This window comes from Streptomyces eurocidicus, from assembly GCF_002891295.1.
GTDB classification, from domain to species: Bacteria; Actinomycetota; Actinomycetes; order Streptomycetales; family Streptomycetaceae; genus Streptomyces; species Streptomyces eurocidicus.
In genome coordinates, this window is sequence record NZ_LGUI01000010.1 from 241,171 (window position 1) to 265,667 (window position 24,497).

At 75.2% G+C, this 24,497-nt stretch carries 13 protein-coding genes; 4 read left to right on the forward strand and 9 right to left on the reverse strand.

Annotation, left to right across the window (positions count from 1 at the left end; genetic code table 11):
* The first annotated feature begins 41 nt into the window (after positions 1–41).
* A complete protein-coding gene (locus tag AF335_RS27360; protein WP_102921096.1) occupies positions 42–605 on the forward strand; it encodes a GNAT family N-acetyltransferase in 564 nt (187 codons plus the stop codon).
* On the opposite strand, the gene AF335_RS27365 is transcribed toward AF335_RS27360, so the two are convergent.
* On the reverse strand, positions 526–1,128 hold the full coding sequence (locus tag AF335_RS27365; RefSeq protein WP_102921097.1) for a helix-turn-helix domain-containing protein: 603 nt from the start codon (positions 1,126–1,128) through the stop codon (positions 526–528). The two genes, AF335_RS27360 and AF335_RS27365, sit on opposite strands and share 80 nt — an antisense overlap.
* 79 nt (positions 1,129–1,207) lie before the next feature.
* Here AF335_RS27365 and AF335_RS27370 point away from each other — a divergent pair, with 79 nt between their 5' ends.
* Entirely contained in the window at positions 1,208–2,113 is a 906-nt protein-coding gene (locus AF335_RS27370) for a class I SAM-dependent methyltransferase (protein WP_102921098.1), read from the forward strand.
* A gap of 432 nt (positions 2,114–2,545) precedes the next feature.
* On the opposite strand, the gene AF335_RS27375 is transcribed toward AF335_RS27370, so the two are convergent.
* From AF335_RS27375 to AF335_RS27395, 5 genes are all read right to left on the reverse strand, one after another.
* Positions 2,546–3,319, reverse strand: coding sequence for an acyltransferase (locus tag AF335_RS27375; RefSeq protein WP_102921099.1), 774 nt, complete (start codon positions 3,317–3,319; stop codon positions 2,546–2,548).
* An 83-nt stretch (positions 3,320–3,402) separates the two neighbouring features.
* Positions 3,403–9,111: a MupA/Atu3671 family FMN-dependent luciferase-like monooxygenase gene (locus AF335_RS27380; RefSeq protein ID WP_244927184.1), complete on the reverse strand. Its 5,709-nt coding sequence runs from the start codon at positions 9,109–9,111 to the stop codon at positions 3,403–3,405.
* Complete coding sequence (locus AF335_RS36000) at positions 9,000–11,663, reverse strand: aspartate aminotransferase family protein (protein ID WP_244927185.1); 2,664 nt, start codon at positions 11,661–11,663, stop codon at positions 9,000–9,002. Before AF335_RS36000 ends, AF335_RS27380 begins: the two co-directional genes overlap by 112 nt.
* A gap of 47 nt (positions 11,664–11,710) precedes the next feature.
* The gene (locus AF335_RS27390; RefSeq protein WP_102921100.1) at positions 11,711–15,034 is read right to left on the reverse strand and encodes a type I polyketide synthase; all 3,324 of its coding nucleotides are present in this window, start codon (positions 15,032–15,034) and stop codon (positions 11,711–11,713) included.
* Positions 15,031–16,305: an MFS transporter gene (locus tag AF335_RS27395; RefSeq protein ID WP_102921101.1), complete on the reverse strand. Its 1,275-nt coding sequence runs from the start codon at positions 16,303–16,305 to the stop codon at positions 15,031–15,033. Before AF335_RS27395 ends, AF335_RS27390 begins: the two co-directional genes overlap by 4 nt.
* A gap of 324 nt (positions 16,306–16,629) precedes the next feature.
* On the opposite strand from AF335_RS27395, the gene AF335_RS27400 reads away from it, so the two are divergent.
* Together AF335_RS27400 and AF335_RS27405 are read left to right on the forward strand one after the other, a co-directional pair.
* Positions 16,630–16,851, forward strand: a complete 222-nt coding sequence (locus tag AF335_RS27400; RefSeq protein ID WP_102921203.1) for a response regulator transcription factor — start codon at positions 16,630–16,632, stop codon at positions 16,849–16,851.
* Between the two features lie 86 nt (positions 16,852–16,937).
* A complete protein-coding gene (locus AF335_RS27405; RefSeq protein ID WP_102921102.1) occupies positions 16,938–18,176 on the forward strand; it encodes an IS30 family transposase in 1,239 nt (412 codons plus the stop codon).
* A gap of 82 nt (positions 18,177–18,258) precedes the next feature.
* Here the strand turns inward: AF335_RS27405 and AF335_RS27410 are convergent, their stop codons facing one another.
* The 3 genes from AF335_RS27410 to AF335_RS27420 form a co-directional block, all read right to left on the reverse strand.
* A complete protein-coding gene (locus AF335_RS27410; protein WP_102921103.1) occupies positions 18,259–18,927 on the reverse strand; it encodes a DedA family protein in 669 nt (222 codons plus the stop codon).
* A gap of 180 nt (positions 18,928–19,107) precedes the next feature.
* Positions 19,108–20,616: a polymer-forming cytoskeletal protein gene (locus AF335_RS27415; RefSeq protein WP_102921104.1), complete on the reverse strand. Its 1,509-nt coding sequence runs from the start codon at positions 20,614–20,616 to the stop codon at positions 19,108–19,110.
* On the reverse strand, positions 20,613–24,473 hold the full coding sequence (locus AF335_RS27420; protein WP_102921105.1) for a hypothetical protein: 3,861 nt from the start codon (positions 24,471–24,473) through the stop codon (positions 20,613–20,615). Before AF335_RS27420 ends, AF335_RS27415 begins: the two co-directional genes overlap by 4 nt.
* Positions 24,474–24,497: the final 24 nt, after the last annotated feature.

The window sequence follows — 24,497 nt, forward strand, 5'->3', positions numbered from 1 at the left end:
CCCTCCGGGCGCCGGCGGGCCGGGCTGCCTAGCATCGGATCATGATCACGACTCGATTCGCCCGGCCCGAGGACGCCGCCGAGATCGTCCGGCTGCGCCGCCTGATGTTCGCCGCCATGAGCGGAGCCGACTCCTCCGGCGACTGGGAGCACGCCGCGCGCGAGACCGCCCGCCGGCAGCTGTCGGCGGCGGAGCCCCGGCTGGGGGCGTTCGTCGTCGACGGGGACGCGCCGGGACCGGCGCACCTCGCCGCGTGCGCCGTGGGGTGCGTCGAGGAGCGGCTGCCCGCGCCCGGCCACCCCACCGGCCTCTTCGGCTTCGTCTTCAACGTGTGCACCGACCCCCGGTACCGGGGCCGGGGGATGGCGCGGGCGACCACGGAGGCGCTGCTCGACTGGTTCGCCGCCCGGGGCGTGACCCGTGTGGACCTGCACGCCACCGAGGACGCCGAACCCCTCTACCGCGGCCTGGGCTTCGCCGAGCACTCGCTCGCCCTCTCCCTCGACGTCTCCCGCCGGGCCGGGGTCAGTCCTCCGGACGTGCCCCGCCAGGGCGCGGCCTCGCCCGTACGTGCATCCGCTCGCCCTGCCGGCCCAGCAGACTGAGGACCTCCACGGGCTCCCCGCCCGCGCTGCCGAACCAGTGCGGCAACCGGGTGTCGAACTCGGCGGCCTCGCCCGGGCCCAGGGTCACGTCGTGGTCGCCGAGTACCAGGCGCAGCCGGCCGGCGAGGACGTACAGCCACTCGTACCCCTCGTGGACCCTGGGGTCCGGGTGGCAGCGGTCCGGCGGGATGACGATCTTGAGGGCCTGGAGCGGGCCGGGCCGGCTGCTCAGCGGCACCACGGTCGTGCCGTTCACCTCCCGGGGCGTGAGGCGGACCCGGGGGTCGCCGGACTCCGGCGCGCCCACCAGCTCGTCGAGCGGCACCTGGTGCGCCCGGGCGAGCGGCAGGAGCAGTTCGAGGCTCGGCCTGCGCTGCCCGGATTCCAGCCGGGACAGGGTGCTCTTGGAGATGCCGGTGGTCTCGGCGAGCGCGGCCAGGGTGACGCCCCGCCGGGTACGGAGGCGGCGGAGCCGGGGGCCGACCTCGGACAGGGTCTCGGCGATCTCGGGTGGGTGTGCCATGCGCCCAGCTTCACCCCGCCGTCCCGGAAACGGCAACAAACATTGCCGGTCCCGCACCGGCGGGCGCAGGCTGCGGCCCATGACCACACACCACACCGCGCACCACGCGGGACACGGCGCCGGACAGCACCGCGGACACCACTCCGACGACCGCGACTGGGCGGCCGTCGGGGACCAGCTGGAGCGCTCGGCCCGGGTACGGACGCCCTTCCTGGAGGCGGCGGCGGACTGGCTGGCCGGCGCCGCGGACGGGGAGGTCCGGCGCGTCCTCGACGTCGGCAGCGGCCCGGGCGTCGCCTCCCTCGTCCTCGCCCGCCGGTTCCCGGAGGCCGGCGTCGTCGCCGTCGACGCGGAGCCCCGGCTGCTGGCCCGGGCGGCCGAGCTGGCCGCCGGGGCGGGCCTGGCCGGCCGCGTGACCACCCGTCGCGCCGACCTGCCGGACGGCCTGGAACCGCTCGGCGCGGCCGACCTGATCTGGGCGGGACAGGTCGTCCACCACCTCGGCGACCAGACGGCGGCGCTGGCCGCGCTCGGCCGCTCGCTGCGCCCGGGCGGCCTGCTGGCCGTCGTCGAGGGCGGGCTCGCCCCGCGCTTCCTGCCCCGGGATGTCGGCATGGGCCGGCCGGGGCTCCAGGCCCGGCTGGAGGCGGCCATGGAGGACCTGTTCACCGCGATGCGCGCCGGGCTGCCGGGATCCGTCCCGGTGACGGAGGACTGGCCGGCCCTCTTCAGCGCGGCGGGCCTCGCCCCGGCCGGCAGCCGGACGTTCCTGGTGGACGTGCCCGCCCCGCTCGACGCCCTGGGCCGGTCCTACGCGTACGACCGGCTGAACCGTATGCGGGAGGGTCTCGCCGACGTGCTGGCGGCGGAGGATCTGGAGGTCCTGGACCGGCTGCTGGACGAGGAGTCGGAGACGGGCGTGCGGCGGCGGCCGGACGTGTTCTGCCTGGAGGGGCTGACGGTGCACGTGGGGCAGCGGGTCTGAGCGTCCGTACGACACGCGCCACCGCCGCGGGGGCTTCGCCGGGGGCCGGTCCTCGGCACCCGGCGGGCGTCCCCGCCGGGGGTTCCCGCCGGGGGTTCCCGACAGTCGTCACCCGCCGGGCAGCTCTTCCGCCCGACAGGCTGATCCCCGACGGGGGTTCCCGCCGGGCATTCCTGACGGGCGTTCCCGCCGGGAGTTCCCGACGGGCATCACTTGACGGGCGTTCCTGACGGGCGTCACTTGACGGGCCGCTGTCCCGCCCAACGGACCGATCCCGACAGGCGGTCCCTGGCAGGCGTTCCCTGACGGGCGTCTCCTGACAGGCGTTCCCCGACGGGCCGCTGTCCCGCCCTGCCCGGCGGCCGTTCGCCCACGGCCCCGCCCGGAGGCGCCTCCCAGGGGCGGCTCTCCCGGGAGGTGCCGGAGGGGGATTCAGGCCCCGCCCCGGTCCCCCGGCTGCGGCGGCAGGTCGGCCACCGACAGCAGCTGCTCGTGCGTCACCCCGCCGGGGACGGGCGACGGAGCGGGCGTCCGCAGCGGCGGCACCCAGCCGCTGTCCGCGTCCCAGCGGCGGACGATCTTCGCCGGGGCGCCCGCGACCACCGCGTGGTCGGGCACCTCGCCCCGGACGACCGAGCCGGCCGCGACCACGACGTTCCGGCCGAGCCGGGCGCCCGGCAGGATCACCGAGCCGGTGCCCAGCCAGCTGCCGGAGCCGATGGTGACGGGCGCGCTGCGCGGCCACTGCCGGCCTATGGGCTGGTCGGGGTCGTCGTACGAATGGTTGTCGCTGGTGACGTAGACGTAGGGGCCGCAGAAGACGTCGTCGCCGAAGGTGACCGGCGCCGAGGTGACCACATGGCTGCCCCGGCCCAGGACCACGCCGTTGCCGAGCCGCAGCACCGGGTCCGGGCCGAGGTCGAGGCCCGGCATCATCCCGGCGGTCAGGGTGACCTGCTCGCCGATGATGCAGTGGTCGCCCAGCTCGATCCACGCCTCGCCGAAGACCGTGCCCAGCGGGAAGGCGAGCCGGGTGCCGGTGCCGATCCTGCGGAAGCGGTACGGGCCGGGGTGCTCGGCGGTCACCGCGCCCGCCTTCTGGACCCACCGCCAGCCCCGGTGCACGGCCCGCGAGGCGGCACGGCGCCCCCAGGCCGCGAGGGCGGCGGAGGCGTCGCGGGAGAACGTGTTCTGGTCCTTGGGCACCCGCTCACGGTACTCAGCGGGTGCCCCGGCGGCCGGGGCGGGCGCTGTGATCTTCGCCCCACCCCGGCCGCCCCGGGTCCGGCTCAGTCGCGCGGGGCCCGGCCGGTCTCCTCCTCCAGCAGCCCGGCGTAGTCGCGGACCCAGCCCTCGACGGTGGCGCGGTCCCACAGGTCGGCCGTGTACTCCACGAAGCCGGTGTACACGTCCCCGGCGGGGACGAGCCCGAAGCTGAGCTCCGTGCGGCTGGCGGCGGGGGCGAGGTCCGCCACGGAAACGGTCAGGCCGGGCAGCTCGATGTCCGCCTCCAGGGAGTTCTGGTAGGCGAAGCCGAGCGGGAGCGGGGCCGGCATGTCGACGCCCAGCCGTTCGCGGAGCGCCGGGGCGAGGTCCCGGGGCGGCACGACGTGCTCGACGGCCTCGACCGAGGCGCGGGCCACCTGGTCGACGAGGTCGCCGAAGGACGCGGCCCCGGCGACGCGGACGCGCAGCACGAACGCCGCGGTCGTGCAGGACACCAGCTGTTCGAACTCCCGCCGGTCCCGGCCCGCGTAGGGCACGCCGAGCACCACCTCGGGCTGGCCGGCCTTCCGGGCGAACAGCAGGCCCAGCGCCGCCGCGGTGACGGCGTACGGGGTCGTGCCGCGCCGCCTGGCGAAGGTCTCCACGGCGTCCCGCACCCTGGCCGGGACGGTGAACATGACGACTCCGCCGTGCCCGCTGAGGGCCTCCGGGCGCGGCCGGTCCAGCGGCAGCGCGTGCCGGAAGACGGCACCGTCCAGTTCGCGCGTCCAGTGCTCCAGCCTGGTCTCGGTGGACTTCGCCGGTGTGTGCTCCCGCTGCCACCGGGCGAAGGCGGCGGGCTGGGGCGGCGTCGAAAGGCCGTCGGGCGTGCCGGTGACGGCGGCCCGGTAGAGGGCCGCGAACTCCTTGAGCAGCAGGCTGACGGCCCATCCGTCGCACATGGAGTGGTGCAGCACGACCAGCAGCGTCCAGTCGGTCTCCCCGGTCCGCAGCAGGCGGAGGAGCGGTGCGGTGGTGCCCCCGGCCAGGTCGAAGGGGGTGTCGGCGAGCTCGGTGGCGATCCGCGCGGCCGCGTCGCCCGCCACGTACTCGACCGGGAGGTCCACCGGGCGGGCCCGGAGCACCTCCTGGTACCACTCGCCGCCCTCCTCGACGTAGCGGGTGCGCAGGGACTCGTGCCGTGCGACGAGCCCGCTGAGGGCGGTCCGCAGCGCGGCGACGTCCGGCTCGCCCGACAGGGTGATCCGCAGGGCCACGTTGAACACCTGGGGCAACGCGTGGGCGCGGTGCGCGGTGACGAAGCGGATCTGCTGGGAGGTGGCCGGTGCCCGGCCCTCCACGTCGTCGTCCCCGACCTGGGCGGCCAGCCGGTCCGTCATGGCCCGCAGGGTGGGCTCCCGGTAGAAGGAGACCATCGGGTAGTCGGTGCCGAAGGCGTCCCGGACGCGGTTGATCAGCCGGATCGCGGTGATGGAGTGCCCGCCGAGGTCGAAGAACGACGCGTCGGGGTCGAGGGTTCCGGGTTCGACGCCGAACTGGTCGGCCCACAGCTCGCGCAGCAGCGACTCGACGACCGGCCCGGCGGCGGGCGGGGCGGTGCCGGGCTCGGCGGCCGCACGCCGGCCGGCGGCGGTCACGGCCCCGGCCGTCCGGGCGGTGGCCGCCCCGGGGGTAGCCGCCCCGGGGGTGGTTGCCCCGATGGTGGTTGCCCCGATGGTGGTGGCCACCCCGGTCACAGCTGCCCCTGGAGCCGTCCCCCCGGGCACAGCCGCCCCGGTGACGGTCGCCTTCGTGACGAGTCCCGCCTCCGGCAGGGCGGCCCGGTCCAGCTTGCCGTTGGCGCTCAGGGGCAGGCCGGCGAGCACCGCCCAGGCGCGCGGTACGAGGTACTCCGGCAACCGGGCGGCCAGTTCGTCGGCCATGAGGTCGGCGAACGCCTGCCGGTCGGCGGCGGTCTCCCCCACCGGGTCCGCCGGTACGGCGAAGGCGGCGAGGAACGCCTCGCCCCGGCCGTCGCGGCGGGCCAGCACGACCGCCTCGCGGACGCCGTCGAGGGAGCCGAGCGCGCGGGAGACCTCCCCGGGCTCGACCCGGAAGCCCCGGATCTTCACCTGGTCGTCGGTCCGGCCGTGGAAGCGCAGCCCGCCGTCCGGCGTCCAGCGCACCAGGTCGCCGGTGCGGTGGAGCCGGTCGTCCGGGCCGCCGTCGGGGTCCGGCAGGAAGCGCTCCCCGGTCTCGGCGGGCCTGCCGAGGTAGCCGCGGGCCACGCCGGGCCCGCCGACGTACAGCTCGCCCACGGCGCCGACCGGGACCGGCGCGCCGGAGGCGTCCAGCACCCGCAGCCGGACGTTGTCGACGGGCCGGCCGATGCCGATCTCCTCGCCGCCGGGGCCGGGGAGGACGGTCTCGACGGTGCATAGCACGGTGACCTCGGTGGGCCCGTACACGTTGACGGTCTCGTACGGTGCCTCGGGCCGGGGCCGGACGCGCAGGACGTCACCGCCCGTCAGCAGGTGGCGCAGCGGCGGCTGGACGCCCGCCGGGAGCTCCAGCACGGCCTCGCCGAGCGCGGTGGGCAGGATGGTGAAGGTGACGCCCCGCTCGGTGTACCAGCGGGCCAGGGCGAGCGGGTCCTTCCGTACGGACTCGTCGGCGACGGCGATCGAGGCGCCCGCGGTCAGGGCGGGCCAGATCTCCAGGACGGCGGCGTCGAAGCTCTGGCCGCACACGGCCGCGAACCGGTCGTCCGGGGTGGTGCCGAACCGCCGGTGGTGCCAGTGGCAGAGGTCCACGACGGCGCGGTGCGGGACGGCGACGCCCTTGGGGCGGCCGGTGCTGCCCGAGGTGTGGACGACATAGGCGAGGGACCCGGGGTCTGCGGCGGGGCCCGTGGGGGCGGTGGGGCCTGTGGGGGCGTCGTCGGGGGTCACCACGGCCAGTCCGGCGGGCAGGTGGAGCTCCGCCGCCGCGGCCCGGGTGCTGATCAGGGTCCGGGCGCCGCACCCGGCGAGGACGGCCTCGGCGCGCGGGCGGCCGAGTGCCGGGTCCAGCGGTACGTAAGCGCGGCCGGCCTTCAGGGCGGCGAGCATGGCCACGACGAGGTCGGCCGAGCGCGGCAGCCAGAGGACGACGGTCTCGTCGGGGCCGGGCGCGCCGGACCGCTCGCGAATGACGGCGGCGAGCCGTTCGGCCCGTTCCTCCAGCTCACGGTAGGTCAGCACGGTGGCGCCGGAGAGCACGGCGGTGCGGTCCGGGCCGGCCGCCGCCTGCCGGGCGACGAGCGCGTGGAGGGTGGCGCCCGCCGGGTCGTCGGCGGGCGGGCGTACGGGGCCGCGCTGCCAGGCGCCGGGGACGGGGTCGCCGTCCGCCACGGGGGCGGCGAGCCGGGAGAGCGGGGTCGTGGGGGCGTCGGCGGCGGCGTCGAGGATGTCCCGGAAGGTCGCGAAGAAGCGGTCGACGGTCTCCGGGTCGAACAGGTCGGTGTTGTACTCCAGGTGGCAGCGGACGCCCTGGGGCCCGTCGGTGAAGTAGACGGTGAGGTCCGTGAGGGCCTTGTCGGGTCCGGCGTCCAGCGGGGTGGCCGTGACGCCCGGCAGTTCGAAGCGGAACGGTTCCTCGCGCTGGAACTCGGCGAGGACCTGGAAGACCGGCGTGCGGTCGGTCGCCCGGCGCGGTGCGAGGGCGCGGACCACGGTCTCGAAGGGCACGGCGGCGTGGTCGTAGGCGTCCAGGGCGACGGTCCGCACCCGCTCCAGGAGGGTGCCGAACGCCGGGTCGCCGGAGAGGTCGACGCGCAGGGCGAGGGTGTTGACGAAGAAGCCGAGCACGTCCTCGGCCCGCTCCGGCCGGTTCGTCATCGGGGTGCCGATGACGAGGTCCTCCTGCCCGGTGACCCGGTGCAGCATGGCCGCGTAACCGGCGAGCAGGGTCATGAACAGGGTGGCGCGGTGACCCCGGCCCAGGTCGCGCAGGCGCGCGGACAGTTCGGGGCCGAGGGTGCGGAAGACGGCCCTGCCGTGGGACGTCATCGTCGTGGGGCGCGGTCGGTCGGTGGGCAGTTCCAGGTCGGGCGGCCCGCCGCCGAGCGCGCCGAGCCAGTACGCGAGGTCGGCGCCGTCCCCGTCGGCCGTGCCCCGCTCGTGCTGCTCACGGGCGTAGTCGGCGTAGCTCCAGGCCGGGGCGGGCAGGGCGGCGGGGGCGCCGTCGCGCTCGGCCCGGTAGAGGGCCGACAGGTCGCGGGCCAGGATCGTGGCCGAGGCCGCGTCGACGACGATGTGGTGCAGGGACAGGACCAGGACGTGCCGGTCCGCGCCCTCGCGCACCAGGCGGGTGACGAAGAGCGGCCCGTCGGCGAGGTCGAAGAGGCGGGCGCTCTCGGTGTCCAGGACGTGCCGCAGGGCCTCGCCGGAGTCCGTGCCGTCGACGACCTCGAAGTCGGGTTCGCCGGGCGGCAGGACGAGCTGCCGGGGCTCCCCGGCGATCTCGCGGAAGACGGTGCGCAGCCCCTCGTGCCGGGCGACGAGGCCGCGCAGGGCGGCACGCAGGGCGGGCACGTCGAGCGGGCCGTCGAGGCGGACGGCCTTGGTCTCGTTGTACGCGGTGCGGCCCGGGAGCATCCGCTCCAGGAACCAGATGCGCTCCTGGCCCGGGGAGAGCGGGGCGCCCTCGCCCCCGGGCCGGGGGCGTTCCTCCTGGTGGCGGCGGCGCAGCGCGTCGGCGTGCACGAGGCCGGCGCGCAGCGCGTCGGGGGCCACGCCGAAGTCGACGAGGGAGACGATCTCGTCGGCACCGGCCGCGGTGACGGCGTCGACGACGGCCGAGACGCTGTCCACCGAGCCGATGAGGGCGCGCTGGTCGCAGTAGCGGTCGTAGGCGCGGCGGAAGAGCGTGTCGAGGTCGTCCTCGCTGAGGGCGGCCAGGTCGACGTTGTGGCCGAGGCTGTTGGCGACGCCGCCGAAGAGGGACAGCGAGGCCCGCATGTAGCGGGACAGCGGCTCGTACGCCTCGGCGCGCGCGGTGTCGTGGTCGGCGGCCAGGTAGGTGTGCAGCAGGACGGCGACCCGGCCGGCGGCCGGGTCGAGGCCGTGGGCGGCGCGGGTGCGCCGGTAGAGCGCGACGTTCTCGCGGAGCTGTTCGACGCTCTGCGTCATCAGGTTGGTGACGATGCCGAGGCCGTGCCGGGCCGCGAGCTCGTACGAGGCGGGGTTGCCGACGACGGCCGTGTACATCGGCGGGGTGTCCTGCACGGGCCGGGGGAAGAGCCGGACGTCGGTCTCGCCGTCGCCGGTGACGCGGGTGAGGGCCTCGCCGTGCCAGAGCCGGCGGACGTCCTCCAGCTGTTCGTACATCAGCTCCCGGTGGCGGCCGAAGCGTTCGGGGAAGAAGACGAAGTCGTGGGCGTGCCAGCCGCTGGCCACGCCGATGCCGATGCGCCCGCCGGAGAGGTTGTCGACCATCGACCACTCCTCCGCGACCCGGACGGGGTCGTGGAGGGGCAGGACGACGGAGCCGGCGTTGAGCCGGATCCGCGCGGTCTCGCGGGAGAGCGCGGCGGCGAGCACGGCGGGGTTGGGGAAGAGCCCGCCGAAGGAGTGGAAGTGCCGCTCGGGCATCCACAGGGCGTGGAACCCGTTCCGGTCGGCGAAGCGGGCGGTCTCCATCAGGAGCTCGTACTTGCCCTGGCGGGGGGCGTCGTCGTCCTGGGGGTAGTCGCCGAAGAAGTAGATGCTGAAGTCGGTGGTGCGGGGGGCGGCTTGCGCCGCCGGGACCACGGGGCGGGTGGCGACCGCGTTGAGGGCCATGGCCGGGACGATCGCGGCACTCGCCGCAGGCGCGGCACTCGCCGCAGGCGCGGCACTCGCCGCAGGCGCGGCACTCGCCGCAGGCGCGGCACTCGCCGCAGGCGCGGCACTCGCCGCAGGCGCGGCACTCGCCGCAGGCGCGGCACTCGCCGCAGGCGCGCACTCGCCGCAGGCGCGGCACTCGCCGCAGGCGCGGCACTCGCCGCAGGCGCGGCACTCGCCGCAGGCGCGGCACTCGCCGCAGGCGCGGCACTCGCCGCAGGCGCGGCACTCGCCGCAGGCGCGGCACTCGCCGCAGGCGCGGCACTCGCCGCAGGCGCGGCACTCGCCGCAGGCGCGGCACTCGCCGCAGGCGCGGCACTCGCCGCAGGCGCGGCACTCGCCGCAGGCGCGGCACTCGCCGCACTCGCCGCAGGCGCGGCACTCGCCGCAGGCGCGGCACTCGCCGCAGGCGCGGCACTCGCCGCAGGCGCGGCACTCGCCGCAGGCGCGGCACTCGCCGCAGGCGCGGCACTCGCCGCAGGCGCGGCACTCGCCGCAGGCGCGGCACTCGCCGCAGGCGCGGCACTCGCCGCAGGCGCGGCACTCGCCGCAGGCGCGGCACTCGCCGCAGGCGCGGCACTCGCCGCAGGCGCGGCACTCGCCGCAGGCGCGGCACTCGCCGCAGGCGCGGCACTCGCCGCAGGCGCGGCACTCGCCGCAGGCGCGGCACTCGCCGCAGGCGCGGCACTCGCCGCCGCAGGCGCGGCACTCGCCGCAGGCGCGGCACTCGCCGCAGGCGCGGCACTCGCCGCAGGCGCGGCACTCGCCGCAGGCGCGGCACTCGCCGCAGGCGCGGCACTCGCCGCAGGCGCGGCACTCGCCGCAGGCGCGGCACTCGCCGCAGGCGCGGCACTCGCCGCAGGCGCGGCACTCGCCGCAGGCGCGGCACTCGCCGCAGGCGCGGCACTCGCCGCAGGCGCGAGCGCTGCGGCTCGTGCCTGCGGCGTCCGGCCTCCGCCCGGGAAGAAACCCGCGCCGCGCAGCTCCCGCAGGGCCCCCTTGACGGCGTCCGCGACGAATTCGATGTCGCCGTCGGAGTGCGCGGTCGAGAGGAAGAAGTTGCGCCATTCCCAGACGTGCACGCCGCGCAGCATCAGGTGGTGGTAGAGCAGCTCCATGTCCGCGCGGTGGTCGAAGCGGAACTGCGAGCCGAAGTGGCTCATCCGCAGCGGGTACTCCTCGGCCTCGAAGAAGGCGTTGAGGGTGGCGGCCAGCTCGTCCGTACGGGCGTTGAGGCGCTGCTGGAGCGTGGGGCTGTGCTCCTTGAGGTGGGTCAGCACGGCACGGGCCGCGACCATCGACACCGGGTGCTGGATGTAGGTGCCGCCGAAGAAGGTGGTGTCGGCGGGCGGGTAGCTGTCGTCGCCGTACGACCAGTGGCCGCCGTCGACGCCGTCCATGATGTCCGCCCGGCCGGCGATGGCGCCGATCGGGAAGCCGCCGCCCAGCAGCTTGCCGTAGGTGGCGAGGTCGGGCGTGACGCCGTAGAGCTCCTGGGCGCCGCGCGCGGCGGGCCGGAAGCCCGTCAGCATCTCGTCGAACATCAGCACGATGCCATGGCGCCGGGTCAGTTCCCGCAGGGCGCGCACGAACCCGACCGGCTGGAGGGACGGGTGCCGGCTCTGCACGGGCTCGACGACGACCACGGCGATCTCGCCGGCCAGCCGCTCGATGGCGTCCAGCGAGTCCTGGCTGCCGTAGTCGAGGACCAGCAGATCGGCGACGGCGCTGTGCGGGATGCCGCTGGAGACCGGCACGGTGAGCCGGTCGGCCCCGGCGCCCGAGGAGCGCCCGAGGACGGTGTCGGCGTGGCCGTGGTACGCGCCGTTGAAGATGACCATCTTGTCGCGGCCGGTGGCGGCGCGGGCCAGCCGGATGGCGCCGGAGTTCGCCTCGGTGCCCGAGTTGGCGAAGGCCACCCGCTCCATGCCGGTCAGCCCGGCGAGCAGCTCGGCGGACTCGCCGGTCTCGATCGTGCGGGGGCCGAGCTGGATGCCGCGCGACAGGTGCTCGCGGACCGCCTCGGTCACGAAGGCCGGTTCGTGGCCGAAGAGGAGCACGCCGAAGCCCATGGTGATGTCGACGTACGCGTTGCCGTCGACGTCCTCCAGGCGCGAACCGCTCGCCCGGCGGCCCGCGATGGGGTACAGCATCTCCTTGGTCCCGCTGCGGAAGCCCACGACGGCCCGGCTGTCGGCGAGCACCCGGCGGTAGCGCTGGGCGATGCTCTTGGACGTCGGGGACTTGGCCGTGTAGCGGCGGACGAGGTCGTCGAGGTGGTCCTGCTGCGACCTCGGCGAGGCGCCGCGGACCATGCCGGAGGAGCGCGCGACGTCCACCCGGGGGCCGTGCGAGCGCTGCGGCGGCGCCTCCGGGGCGGCAGCGGCGGCCGGGGCCTCCGCGATGTCCGTGGTCGCCGGGGCCGTCGCGGCCTCCGGTGTGCCCAACTGGCGGGCGATGCGCTGCGAGAGCTCGGCCATGGCGGCCAGGTCCCGGTCGAGGGCCGCGGAGGCGGCGCCGAGCCCGGTCACCGGGCGGCCTTGCCGTTGCCGAGGCCGTTGGCGCCGATGACGTTGTCGACGCCGAGCCCGGAAGTCGCGGCGGCCGTCTGGAGGGCGAGCAACTGCGACAGCTGGGACATCATCTGGAGCTGTATCTGCGATATCTGGTGGAGCTTGTGCGCGAGGTCCTCCAGCTCGGCCCGGGTGGCGTACTCGGGAGCGGGCGCGGAAGCGGCCGGTGCCGGCTCGGGCGCGGGCGGCTGCCGCAGGACGGGCCGGGCCGCGACCGGCGGCTCCGGGAGGACAGGCTCCGGGGCCGGCGGCGCGGGCACCACGGCCGGCTCCTCTCCCCGCTCCGGCCGCGGCATCCGGCCGACGATGAGCTCCGCGAGCTGCCGGGGGGTGCCCGTCTCCTCGAACAGCTCCCGCATCGCGACCTTGACCCGGTGCTCCTGCTCCAGCTCCCGCAACACGCTGATCATCTGCAGCGAGTCCGCGCCGAGGTCGAAGAAGGAGGTCTCGCCGTGGATCGCGGCCGGGTCGTGGCCGAGGTGCCGGGCGGTCGACTCGACGATGCTGCGGAGAACCCGTTCGACCGCTGCCTGGTGCTGTACCACTGTGACTCCATCTGTCGCTGGTGTTCCGGTACGCGGGGCCGTCGGCGCCGGCCCCGTCCAGTAGTGCTGGTGCTGGAACCGATAGCCGGGCAGCGGGATCCGCCGGCCTCCGCACCCCGCGAGGAGCGGGCGCCAGTCGATGTCCGCCCCCGCGCAGTGCAGCTCCGCCGCCGCCGACCACAGCGCCGCCGTCCCGGCGCCGCGACGCAGCGTGGGCAGGGCCCGTACGCCGGGCAGGGCCCGCCGGGCCGGGCCGCTGAGCGTGGTGTGCGGTCCCGCCTCGACGACGGCGGCGAGGCCGCGCTCGCCGAGGGCGCGCAGCGCCAGGTCGAAGCGGACCGGTTCGCGCGTCTGGCGCAGGCAGTAGCCGGCGTCCGGGGTCCAGCCGGGGCCGTGGACGCGCCCGTCGAGCCCGCTGACGAAGGGGACCGTCACGGGCCGGAAGGTCACCTCGGCGAGGACCGCCCGTAAGGGTGCCAGGGCCGGGTCCATGGCCGCGGTGTGGAAAGCCCGGTCGACCGGCAGCCGTTCGCCCCGGATCCCCCGCTCGTCGAGCAGGGCGAGGAGCGTGTCCACGGCGGCGGCGGGCCCGGCGAGCACCTGGCCGCGCGCGCCGTTGGTGACGGCGTGCTCCAGGCCGGGCACCTCGGCGGCCAGCGCCGCCGCGGCGGCGCGGTCGAGGGGCACGGCGACCATTCCGCCCGGCGCGCAGCGGTGCCGCATCAGCCGGCCGCGCTCCGCGGTGAGGCGGAGGCCGTCCTGGACCGAGAGGGCGCCCGCCGCGTGGAGGGCGGCGTACTCGCCGACGCTGTGGCCGGTGACGGCGTCCGGGGCGAGGCCGGCGTCACGCCAGAGCCGGACGATCGCGCACTGGAGCGCGAAGAGGGCGGGCTGCGCGGTGTCGGTGGGCCACACCCCGTCCCCGGGCGGGGCGCCGGTGCCGAGCAGCCCGTCGAGGAGCGAGCCGCCGTAGCGGTCCGCGTGAAGGCGCTCGCAGGCGTCGAGGACCTCGCGTACGGCGGGGAACCGCTCGTACAGCGCCGTGGCCATGCCGGGGTACGGGCTCGCCTGTCCGGTGAACATCAGGCCGACGGGGGCGGCGCCCTCGCGGGGCGCCGTGCCGGTGACGGCGGGGGCGGTGGCCGGGTCGGTGAGCCAGGCGTCGAGGGCGTCGGCGAGCGCGGTGGGGCTCTCGCCCCGGACCGCGAGCCGGTGCCGGCCGTGGACACGGCCGAGCGCGGTGGTGGTGACGAGGTCGGCGAGGTCCGTACCGGGGTGGCGCCGCAGGTGGTCGCGGAGGGCGCGGGCGCCTTCGGCGAGGGCCCTCCCGTCGCTGCCGGAGACCGGCACGACGCCGGGCGGGCGGGCACGGCCGGTCCGGGGCGCGGGTTCCGGCGCCTGTTCGAGGACGAGGTGGACGTTGGTGCCGCCGACGCCGAGGGAGGTGAGGCCGGCGCGGCGCGGGGTGTCGCCCCGCGGCCAGGGGGTGGCGGTCCGGGGGATGCGGAAGGGGCTGCCGGCCAGATCCAGCAGGGGGTTGGGGGTGCTGAAGTTCGCCATCGGCGGGATGACGCCGTACCGGAGCACCAGCAGGGTCTTGACCAGGCCGGCGAGTCCGGAGGCGACGTCGAGGTGGCCGATGTTGGCCTTCACCGAGCCGAGCGCGCAGTAGCCGGTCCGCGCGGTGTCCTCGCGGAACGCGGCGGTGGCGGCGTCGAACTCGATGGGGTCGCCCTTGAGGGTGCCGGTCCCGTGGGTCTCCAGATAGCCGACGGTGTCCGCGCCCACGCCGGCCCGCTCCAGGGCCCGGCGGATCGCCGCCCGCTGGCCCTCGGCGCTGGGCGCCGCGTACGCCTTCTTGCCCGCGCCGTCGTTGGTGACGCCCCAGCCGCGGATCACGCCGTGGACGGTGTCCCCGTCGGCGACCGCCCGGTCCAGGCGCTTCAGGACGACGGCCACGACGCCGGTGCCGCCGACGGTGCCGTCCGCGGCGGCGTCGAAGGCCCGCAGCCGGCCGCTCCTGGAGAGGATGGACCCCTTGACGTAGCGGTAGCCGAGCACCTGCGGCACATGGACGGCGGTGGCGCCGGCGAGGGCGACGTCGCAGTCGCCGAGGAGCAGCGCCTGGGCGGCCTGCTGCACGGCGACCAGCGAACCGGAGCAGCCGGTCTGGACGCTGACGGCGGGTCCGGTGAGCCCCAGGCGGTAGGCGACGCGGCTGGCGGTGAAGTCGGTGTAGTTGCCGACCATGATCTGCATCCGGGAGAGCCAGTCGTCCCCGGTCTCGCCGGGGAGGACGTTGTTGAGCAGGTAGTTCTCCATGGAGTACAGGTGGTAGCCGGTGGTGGCGTAGACGCCGATCCGGGTGCCGTCGCGCTCGCCGGGGTAGCCGGAGTCCTCCAGCGCGTGCTGGGCGACCTCCAGGAACATCCGGTGCTGGGGGTCGGTGAGCCGGGCCTCGCGGGCGCTCATGCCGAAGTGCGGTGCGTCGAAGCCGGCGATGTCGTCCAGGATCCCGGCGGCCCCGACGAAGTCCGGGGCGCGGTACTTCTCCTCGGGGACGCCCGCGGCGGCCAGCTCGTCCTCGGTGAAGCGGGTGACGGCGTCCGTGCCGTCGCGGACGACGCGCCAGAGCGCCTCGGGGGTGTCGGCGCCGCCGGGGAGGCGGAAGGCCGTCCCGATGACGGCGACGGCCGGGCCCGGGCCGGGGGCCGGGGCGGTGGTCGTGCTCATGCGCTGTGTCCTTCCGCGGTGGGCAGGTCCCGGCCGGCCGCCGCCTCCCGCGCGCCGCCGTCCCCCTCGCGCCGCGCGAGCGCGGACCCGCGCCGGAACAGCACGGCGAGGAGGACCAGGCACAGGGCGATCGCGCAGCCGTGGAAGACGGACACCACCGGCAGGGGGGCGAAGTGGTCGAGGAGGGCGGCGCTGACGATCATGCCGAGGCCGAAGCCGGTGTTCTCGGCGGAGGCGGAGAGCCCGAACAGCCGGCCGCGCTGCGCGTCGGGGGCGGCCTGGAGCCGGGTCACGTACACGATCTCGGTGAAGCCGTCGGCCGCCCCGGCGACCAGCGCGGCGGCGATGGCGGGGACGGTGGGCAGCCCGCAGAAGACCAGGATGAACCCCGCCGACATCACACAGGACCCGACGGCGAAGGCGCGCTCGCCCGGTGAGCGGCGGCCCTTGGTCATAAAGCGGCCGCACAGCTGCTGGGCGACGATGTTCCCGAGCGCCCAGGTGGCCCAGAACTGGCTGACGAAGGTGGCGGGGTGGCCGGGGTCCAGGCTGTCCGAGTAGAGGGGCAGGGCGACGTTGTGGGACGAGGAGCCCAGTCCGTCGACGGCCCGGACGGCGATCATCACCGCCAGCAGCGGCGCCGTCCGCAGCAGGAGGCGGACGCCCCACTCGGCGGCGCTCCCCTCCTCCGTCGCCGGAGCGTCCGGTTCCGCCACGGCGCGGGTACGGATCGGCAGCAGCAGGAGGACGGTCGCGGAGACGAGGAAGGTGGCGGCGTCGAGCGCGAAGGCGTAGCCGTAGCCGAGCCCGGCGACGACCACGCCGGAGGACGCGAATCCGGCGATCATGGCGAGCGAACGGCCGGTGACCAGCAGGCCGTTGGCCCGGGTACGGAGCCCGGGGCCGACGATCTCCGGGACGCTGCTGCGGAGCGCCACCTGGGACAGGGTCGAGCAGGCGCCGGTCACCACGGCCAGCGCGAAGAGCAGGGGTACCCGTCCGGCGCCCGGGGACAGCAGCAGGAGCAGCAGGGCACCGGCCTGGGTGAGGTCGGCGCCGACCATCAGGCGCTTGCGGTCGTGGCGGGAGACCAGGCGCCCGGCCACGAAGCCCGCCAGCACGTTCGTCACCAGGCGTACGGCCATGAAGAGGCCGGCGACCAGCGCGCTGCCCGACACGTGGTAGACGAAGACGTTCAGCGCCACCATGTTCAGGTAGCTGCCGTAAGCCGAGATTCCGTTCCCGACGACGAGCAGCCGGAAGTGCCCCACGCGCGTTCCCCCTCCAGTCGGCCTCCGATGGGCGCCGCGGTCGGCGGAGGTCGCGTCCACAGTCGCCCGGTTCGAAGCGGGTCTGGAGCCACGCGAGTTGGGGACTTGACATCCTCCCCCCGACCCCTCCTGCTCTGTCTCACGGGAGTCGGCCGGTGAGAAGTGGGCGGCGCCACTTTTTGCTTGCTTTTCACCGGTCTCGTGGTTAGATCCTGGTGTGTCACACGGGGATTGCGCTGTGCGCACGGCCGGGCCGGGCCACAAGCCGGGCAGGCCGCGCGGTACGGCGTGCCGGCTCCACCGCCATACCCATGGAGAGAGATGATGCCCGGCCACACCGCGCGGAGCGGGCTGCCCAGCCTGTCACCCCGCGAGCGCGAAGTACTGGCGCACATCGGCGCCGGTCTGACCTACCACCAGATCGCCAGGCGGCTCGGCATCAGCGTGCACACCGTGGGCACGTACACCCGCCGCATCCGGGCCAAGCGCTCCGCGCCGACCCTCGCCGACCTGGTGCGGCTGAGCATCACCCAGGCGGGCGGCTGAGCCGCCCCTCCCCGCGCACGCGAAGGCCCCCGGCTCCCCTGCTTCCGTTCTAGTGGTCGTCGCAACACCCCAGCTCAGGGGATGCGATGGACCACCAGATCCGGGAGGACCGGAAGCCGCAGGGACGGAAGAAGCTGACCGCTGAGCGGGCGGCATACTTCCAGCTCGTGCAGCAGGGTTACAGCAACAAAGAGGCATGCCGGATCGTGGGGATCAACCCGCGGACCGGCAAGGTGTGGCGCAACGGCCGCCGCGCCCACAAGGGCTTGTCGAAGGCGCGTCCCCCGGTCCACCGGGAGCCGTCTTCGGCAGGCCCTGGCCGCTATCTGCGGGAGTCCGAGCGCATCCACATCGCCGACCGGCTGCGCGAAAGGGCATCGATCCGGACCATCGCGGGCGAGCTGGGCCGCAGCCCCTCGACGATCAGCCGGGAGATACGCCGCAACGGCATGCCCCTGCGCGGGAACGCGTCCCGCTGGGCCTATCGTCCACACGCCGCACAGTCCCGGGCCGACGCCCGCCGACCCCGCCCGAAACCGGGAAAGCTCGGCCAGAACCCCGAGCTGCGGGACTTCGTCCAGCGCCACCTCGAACGTCGCTGGAGCCCAGAGCAGATATGTCACGCTCTGCGGGCCCGCTTTCCCGACCGGCCGGAGATGCACGTGGCCCACGAGACGATCTGCCAAGCCCTCTACGTCCAGGGCCGCGGTGAACTCCGCCGCGAACTGACCCGTGCCCTGCGGACCGGACGTGCCATGCGCCGGCCGCACCGCCAGTCGGCCAAGCGACAGCCCCGCATGGCGAAGGACATGGTGATGATCAGCGAGCGTCCGCCGGAGGTCTCGGACCGCGCGGTCCCCGGCCACTGGGAGGGCGACCTGATCATCGGCAAGGCCCATAAGTCCGCCATCGGCACCCTCGTCGAGCGTTCCACCCGCTTCGTCGCCCTGGTCCACCTCCCCGACGGCCGCCAGCCCGCCCAGATGCGCGACGCGCTCATACAGGCCGTCTCCGCACTGCCCACTCAGCTCAAGCGCTCCCTCACCTGGGACCAGGGCTCCGAGATGCACCTGCACAAGGAGTTCAGCTCAGCCACCGACATGCCTGTCTACTTCTGCGACCCAGGCAGTCCCTGGCAGCGAGGCTCGAACGAGAACACCAACGGCCTGCTCCGGCAGTACTTCCCCAAGGGCACCGACCTCGCCCGCTACAGCCGTCAGGAACTGGACACCGTCGCGGCCGAGCTCAACAGCCGCCCACGCAAAACGCTCGGCTGGGAAACCCCAGCCGAGCGTCTCGCTAAGCTCCTGGCCACAGCCAATTGATCACCTGTGTTGCAACGACCCCTCGAATTCGCCCTGGGGGAGCCGGGGGCCTTCCCGGCGCTTCAGACGATCGCGCTCCGGTTCACTCGGCGGCGGCGACCGCCTCGGTCCCGGCCGGGCGTGCGGCGGCCTCGGCCTCGGCGGACCGGGCGGCCTTCTTGGCCTTGATCCGCATGACGACGAACGACCCCAGGCCGAACAGCACGGCGGCGACCAGGCCGAGCCAGGAGAACTTCTTCAGCCACTCCTCGGCGACCTTGCCGACGCTGTAGATCACCGCGACGGTGCCGCCCGCCCAGACGATGCCGCCCAGGACGTTGGCGATGAGGAACTTCCAGTACGGCATCTTCAGCACACCGGCCAGCGGGCCGGCGAAGATCCGCAGCAGGGCGATGAAGCGGCCGACGAAGACCGCCCACATGCCCCACTTCTGGAAGGAGCGCTCGGCGGTGGCCACGTGGTGCGGGCCGAAGTGCTTGGGGAACTTCCGGCCGAGCCACTCCAGCAGCGGCTTGCCGCCCTTGCGGCCGATCAGATAGCCGATCGAGTCACCGACGATCGCGCCGGCGATGGCGCAGGCGCCGAGCACGTAGGGGTTGATGTGGTCCTGCGTGGCGGCCAGCAGCGTGGCGCTGACGAGGACGATCTCACCGGGGAGCGGGATGCCCAGGCTCTCCAGCCCGATGACCCCGCCCACCAGGAGGTAGACGGCGACCGCCGGTACTGTCTCTAGCCATTCCTGGATGTGCAACGCCGGTTCCTCCCGATTGACGACCGCTTCCCGGCGCGCGCCCGTGGAGGGGACGCGCGCCGGGAAGCCTACTGGAGGGGAGGACTCCCCCGGCGTGGCCGGGGTTGCGACGGAGGGGGCGACGGTTCGGTCACAAGTCGGTACGGTGACTCCACGGACACGTAAAGTCACCTACCGTGATCACTCCCCGGCCGGGGGCTCCGCGGCGCCGGGCGTGTCCTCGGCGGCCGGGACGCCCTGCGGGGCCTCGGCCGTGGTGGAGTTCCGCTCGATCTTCCAGTAGCCGTTGCTGATCGGATTGCCCGGCTTCCACCGGAAGATGTACCCGCGGTCACCGTCGTAGTCGTAGGCCGGCGCGTAGAGGTATCCCCCCTTCTCGGTGTTCTTCATGCTGATCGTGTCGTAGTGGGCGAGCACACCCTTGCCGCCCCGGGTGACGTCGCCGTCGGCGTTCAGCGAGCCCGTGACCTTGAGGGAGCCGGTGACCGCGCCGTTGACCTGCATGTCCTTGCCGACGACAAGCTTGGACGGCGTATAGACCGTGACGTTGTGGTAGAAGACGGACTCTCCGGCGGTGCCCGTCGTGAACGTCTTGTTGACCTGGACGTCCCCGTCCGCGGTCAGCTTCCCGGTGATCCCGGCCGTGCCGCCGACCGAGGCGTTCCCGTCGACGCGCAGTTCGCCGGTCGCGGTCAGCTTCTTGGCGTTCAGGACGGAGACCGGGTGGTTGAACTTCGTCTCGCCTGCGCTGCCCGTCGTCAGGCTGCCATTCGCCTGGAGGGCCCCGCTCACCGTCAGCGCGTCCAGCGTCTGGTCCGTGACGCACACGGTCAGGTGGTCCCAGCGGACCACGAAGCCCCCGTCCGGGGTGGGGGTGACGGTCTTCAGCGCGAACGCGGTGTCCCGCCGTACGGTGTCGGCCGGGACGTCGTACTTGCTGCCGCCCGCGATCCCGGCGTCCGTGACACGCCTGCCGTCCATGTACAGCTCGTGGCTGTCGCCGCGCACGTGGTGCCACTCCAGGCGGACCGGCGCGTTCGCGGCGACGCGGGTGGCCGGCGGGCCGCCCTGGCTCGTGAGGGCGACCAGGGCCCGGCCGATGCCCGGGGCCGGGTCGGCCCCGCTGCGGAAGGGGAACTTCGCGACGTCGAGGGTGGTGGTGCGGGGCGTGTCGGGGATCGTCCCCTCCTCCGTCGCCCACTCCTCGATCTCGATCCTGGCGACGCCCGCCTTGTCGCTGACCATGATCCGGCGGAGCGTGAGGTACAGCCCGTCGACGGTGACCTCGCTCTCCCCGCCCCGCGGCGCGATGCTGAACCGCACCTTCGAGGGGCCTTCCGCGCCGGCCGCCGGGAACACCGCGGTCTCCGCCGTCGGCACCGCGAGCAGGACGTCCGACTGCACGTCGACGACGGTCCAGCCCGAGTCGGGCTCGACGTAGGCGGAGATGCCCTCGCCCGTGAGCGCCAGGTCCTGCGCGAGGGTGCCGACGGGCAGCACGATGGCGATCTTGCTGCACCGTACGGGCGTACTGCCGCTGTTGGAGATGACAAGGTCGATGTCGGCGTAGGAGTTCTCGTCCTCGTCGCCGGGCTTGACGTTCGGCGGGCTGGCGGTGAGCGGGTTGGGCACGGTCGTCAGGGCGTAGGTGAGCAGGGGGCCCTGGTCCGCTCGGGGCGCGTCGGTCATCGGCGGTCTCCTTCGGTCTCGGCGGCGGTCTCGGCGGCAGTCTCGGCGGCAGGGGTGGGGCGCAGGGTGAGGCGGCCGGTGCGCAGGGCGGGTACGGGGTGCGGGTGGTGGGCCTCGCCGTCGGCGGCGTAGGTGTCGGCCTCGGTCCACCGGTCGCCGGTGGCGCTCTCCACCCAGGTCCAGGTGCCGTGCCGGTCGGAGGGGCGGGGCAGCAGGAGCGCGGGCGGGTGGGCGGCGCGGCCGCCGTTGCCCGCGGGGTCCGGCTCGGGCGCGTACGGGGTGGCGGGCAGCGGGCCCAGCCGGAAGGAGACCGGGAGCTCGGCGAGGGGCGGCTCGACGAGCCGGGCGGGCAGCCGTACCTCCGCCGTGGGCAGGATGTCGGTGGTGGCGTGCACGGTGCCGCGCGGGTCGGCGAGCAGGGTGAGGAAGGCCGCGTCCCGGTTCTCGGGGTCGCTGCCGGGCGGCCGGGCGGGCAGCGCGAGGGAGGCGCCGGTGCCGATGGGGGCGAAGTAGTCGCGGGCCTCGGCGGGGAGCTCCCGGCTGTCGAGCACGGTGTGCAGCAGCTTGTAGTCGGTGGCGCGGTGGTCGCCGTGGAAGTAGCCGACGAGGCCGTCCGCGAGCTCGTTGCGCTCGCCGAGCCGGACCGGCCAGCGGTAGGAGGGGTAGCCGGGCGGGGTCCCCTCGCGCAGGTTCCGCCAGGCGGGGTCGGCGTACGGCGGGCCGTCCAGGTCGATGCCGAGGCGGACGCGCAGGAGCGCGAGCGGGCGGCCGAGCAGGACGCTCGGGGTGTGCGGCGGCGGGGTGTCGCCGAGCGGCGCGGTCGTGGACAGGGTGCGGTCGATGACCGTGAGGAGGGCGCGCAGGGCGGCCGGGCCCCGGTCGGCGGCGGTCAGGGCCACCAGGAAGTCGTGCAGGTGCCGGTGGTCCTCCCGCAGCTCGTCGACCGTGCGGTAGCGGGAGTACGGCAGCGGGTGCCAGGTGGCCCGGGGGACGCCGTCGGGCGGGAGCGTGGTGCGCAGCTCGCCGAGCGGGGCGCCGTCGGGAGCGTAGGCGTACAGGGCCCGGTCCAGGTGGCCGGGGACGAGCCAGGCCGCGACGGCCGTGGTGTCCGGGTCGCTCGACGTGGTGAGCGGGTTGAGGTCGTCCCGGGCGTCGAGCAGGGTGAACCCGGCGCGGGCCGGCTGGACCAGGCGCGGGGTGAGCTGGGTGAAGCGGTACCAGGTGGGCGGGTTGATGGTGTGGTGGCCCTGGCCGGGCCGGTCCGGGTCCTTGAGGGAAGGGGTGAGCTCCTCGGGGAGCTCGGGGGCGAAGCGGCGGGCGGGGACGCCGACGCCGATGACGTCGCCGGGTTCGTTCCCGGCCGCGAAGAGCAGGGCGCGCGGGTCCGGGAAGATCGCCGGCAGGGTGTGTCCGAAGCGGTCGATCACGGCGAGCCGCTCGAAGGCGAACTGCCCGGCGCGCAGCGGCTGGTAGAGGGAGGCGTTCCAGCCGGTGAAGGGGCGAGGCCGGGCGCCGGGGTCGGGCGGCAGGGTGCGGGCGGCCGCCTCGGTGAGCGCGGTGCGCAGGCCGGGCGAGAGCCGGGAGTGCGGGTTGAGGGAGGCCGGGGTGTGGCCGCGCGCCGCGAGCTGCTCGGTGAAGCCGACGAGGGGCTGCGCGAACAGGCCGGCGTCGTCGGCCTGCCGGGCCAGGGCGCGCAGGGCCGCGGCGCCCGGCCCCGGGTGGGTACGGGCGTACTGGCGCAGCGCGGCGGCCGTGGTCTTCCCCGGGGTGGGGGTGAGGAACTGGCGGCCGCGCAGGCTGACGGGGACGGGGTGGGCGCCGGTGCCGAGCCAGCGGTAGGAGGTCCCGTCGAAGCTCCAGTTGGCGCGCCCGGCGCCCCCGCCGCCCGGGTCGCCCTGCCACTCGATGGGGAAGTGGTCGACCTTCCACTCGAAGAACAGCGGTGACCAGGGCTGGCGCCAGGCGGCGGTGTACGCCCCCGGGGTGCCGACGGCGTTCTCCTCCGGGGCCCGCATGGCCTCGGCGAGCGCCGTCACGTCGCCCTGGTAGCCGGCGGCCCGGGCGAGGGCGCGGGCGTTGGAGGAGGCGAGGTGGAGGAGCTCGCGGAGCAGGGCGCCGAGGACGCCGGCCAGGCCGTCGGGGGCGGGCAGATGGGGTGGTACGGGGGTGTCCGCCTGGCCCGCGGAGACCGTGGTGCCGGCGACCCGTACGCCGGTGACGAGCGCGGCCGGCCAGCGGCAGGCGAGCGGCGGGTCCTCGTCCTCCTCCTCTTCGCCGTACGCGCCCTCGGGAACCGTGTAGAGGCCGGCCGTGGCGGGCTGCTCGGGGTCGGGCGGGAGGGGCCGGTCCTTGGTGCCGCGGATCACGACGACGGGGTCGTTGGGCAGTTGGAAGCCGGGCAGGACGTCCCGTTTGAGGACGACCTGGTCGGCGGGCAGCCCGTGGGCGTCCTGGTAGGCGCGGACGGCGTCGTCGAGGTCGCCGGGCGAGGCGCCCCAGGGGATCGCGGCGCGCAGTGCCGCGACGGTGTCGCGCCTGGCCCCGGCCTCCTCGGTCGTGGACCGCACCAGCGTGTCGAGCCGTTCGCGGTAGGCGCCGGCCGGTTCGCCCGGGGCCTCGGGGACCTTGGGCAGGTTGGCGGCCCACCACAGGTCGTAGAGCCTGCGCTGTGCGGCGATCAGGTCCTGGACGGCGGCGTCGTGGGCGGCCTGGGCGGTGTTGAGCCGGGCCAGGACCTCGGCGTACGCGGTCCGGGCGGTACGGGTCCGGCGTCGCGTGCCCCGGGCGGGTGTCTCCGGCGGGACGTCCTCCAGCACCCAGGCGTAACCCGCGTGGGTGGGGGTGAACCAGGAGGCGTGGACGGCGCGTTCGGCCTGGAACTGGCCGTCGGGCTCCTCCAGCAGGTCGAGCACGCCGGAGTGGACGGCCGAGAGGAGCGCGGCGAGCTCGGGCGGGGCACCGGCCCGGCGGCCCGCGTGCTCCTCGATCGCCTTGGTGGCGTGCTCGGTGTTGTTGCCGACGCCGATGGTGACGTAGTCGGGCCGGTCGGAGGCGGGCAGCGGGCTGCCCTGGCGCTGCCAGGCCAGGTCGAGGACGGTGCCGTGGCAGACGGTGCGGGCGGTGTCCGGCGGGGTGCCTTCGGCGGTCCAGCGGAGGGCGGCCATGCGGGCGGCGAGGTCACCGGCCAGCGGGTCCGCGGCGGGGTCGCCGTACCAGCCGGCGACGAGGTAGTTCAGCTGCCACGCGGCCCGCGGGTCGAGGTCGTCGGTGGGGTCGTGCACGGAGAACACGTCGGTGTTGTAGGGCTGGTAGGCCGCGAACGTGGGCAGGCCGGGGCCGACGGCGGTGAGGAAGAGCCCGCCGGGGGTGCCGGGTTCGCTCCACTCCCCCGTGGCCAGGTCGACACGGCGGCCGATGCGGGTGAGGCGCCCTTCGCGGTCCATGTAGGGGCTGGCGCCGTGGGCCGGGTCGAGGAAGTCGCTCTCGACGATCCAGCCGGTGTTGGTGCGCTCCTCGGACCCCGTGGCGACGGCCTGGCGGACGACCAGCCACCGGTTGGGGACGAGCGGGAAGACGGGGACGCCGTCGCCGTCGGTGTCGGTGCCGTGCGTGAGGGCCTCGGGCAACTGCCAGTGCAGATAGACGCCTTCGCGCGCGGGGTCGGAGTTGAAGGCGGTGTCCGTGTTGGAGAACGCGGGCGGTTCGGGCGACAGGTTGAGCCGGGTGAGGGCGTAGTTGGCCTGCCAGCGCTGGAAGACCTCCGCCAGGCGGACCCGTTCGTTGACGGCGAGGGCCTCGATCTGCATGGGGACGACGAGCGGCTGCCGTGCGGCGGCCGCTTCCGGGGTGTCCGTCACTGCGCCTTCCTGCCCTTTCTGTGG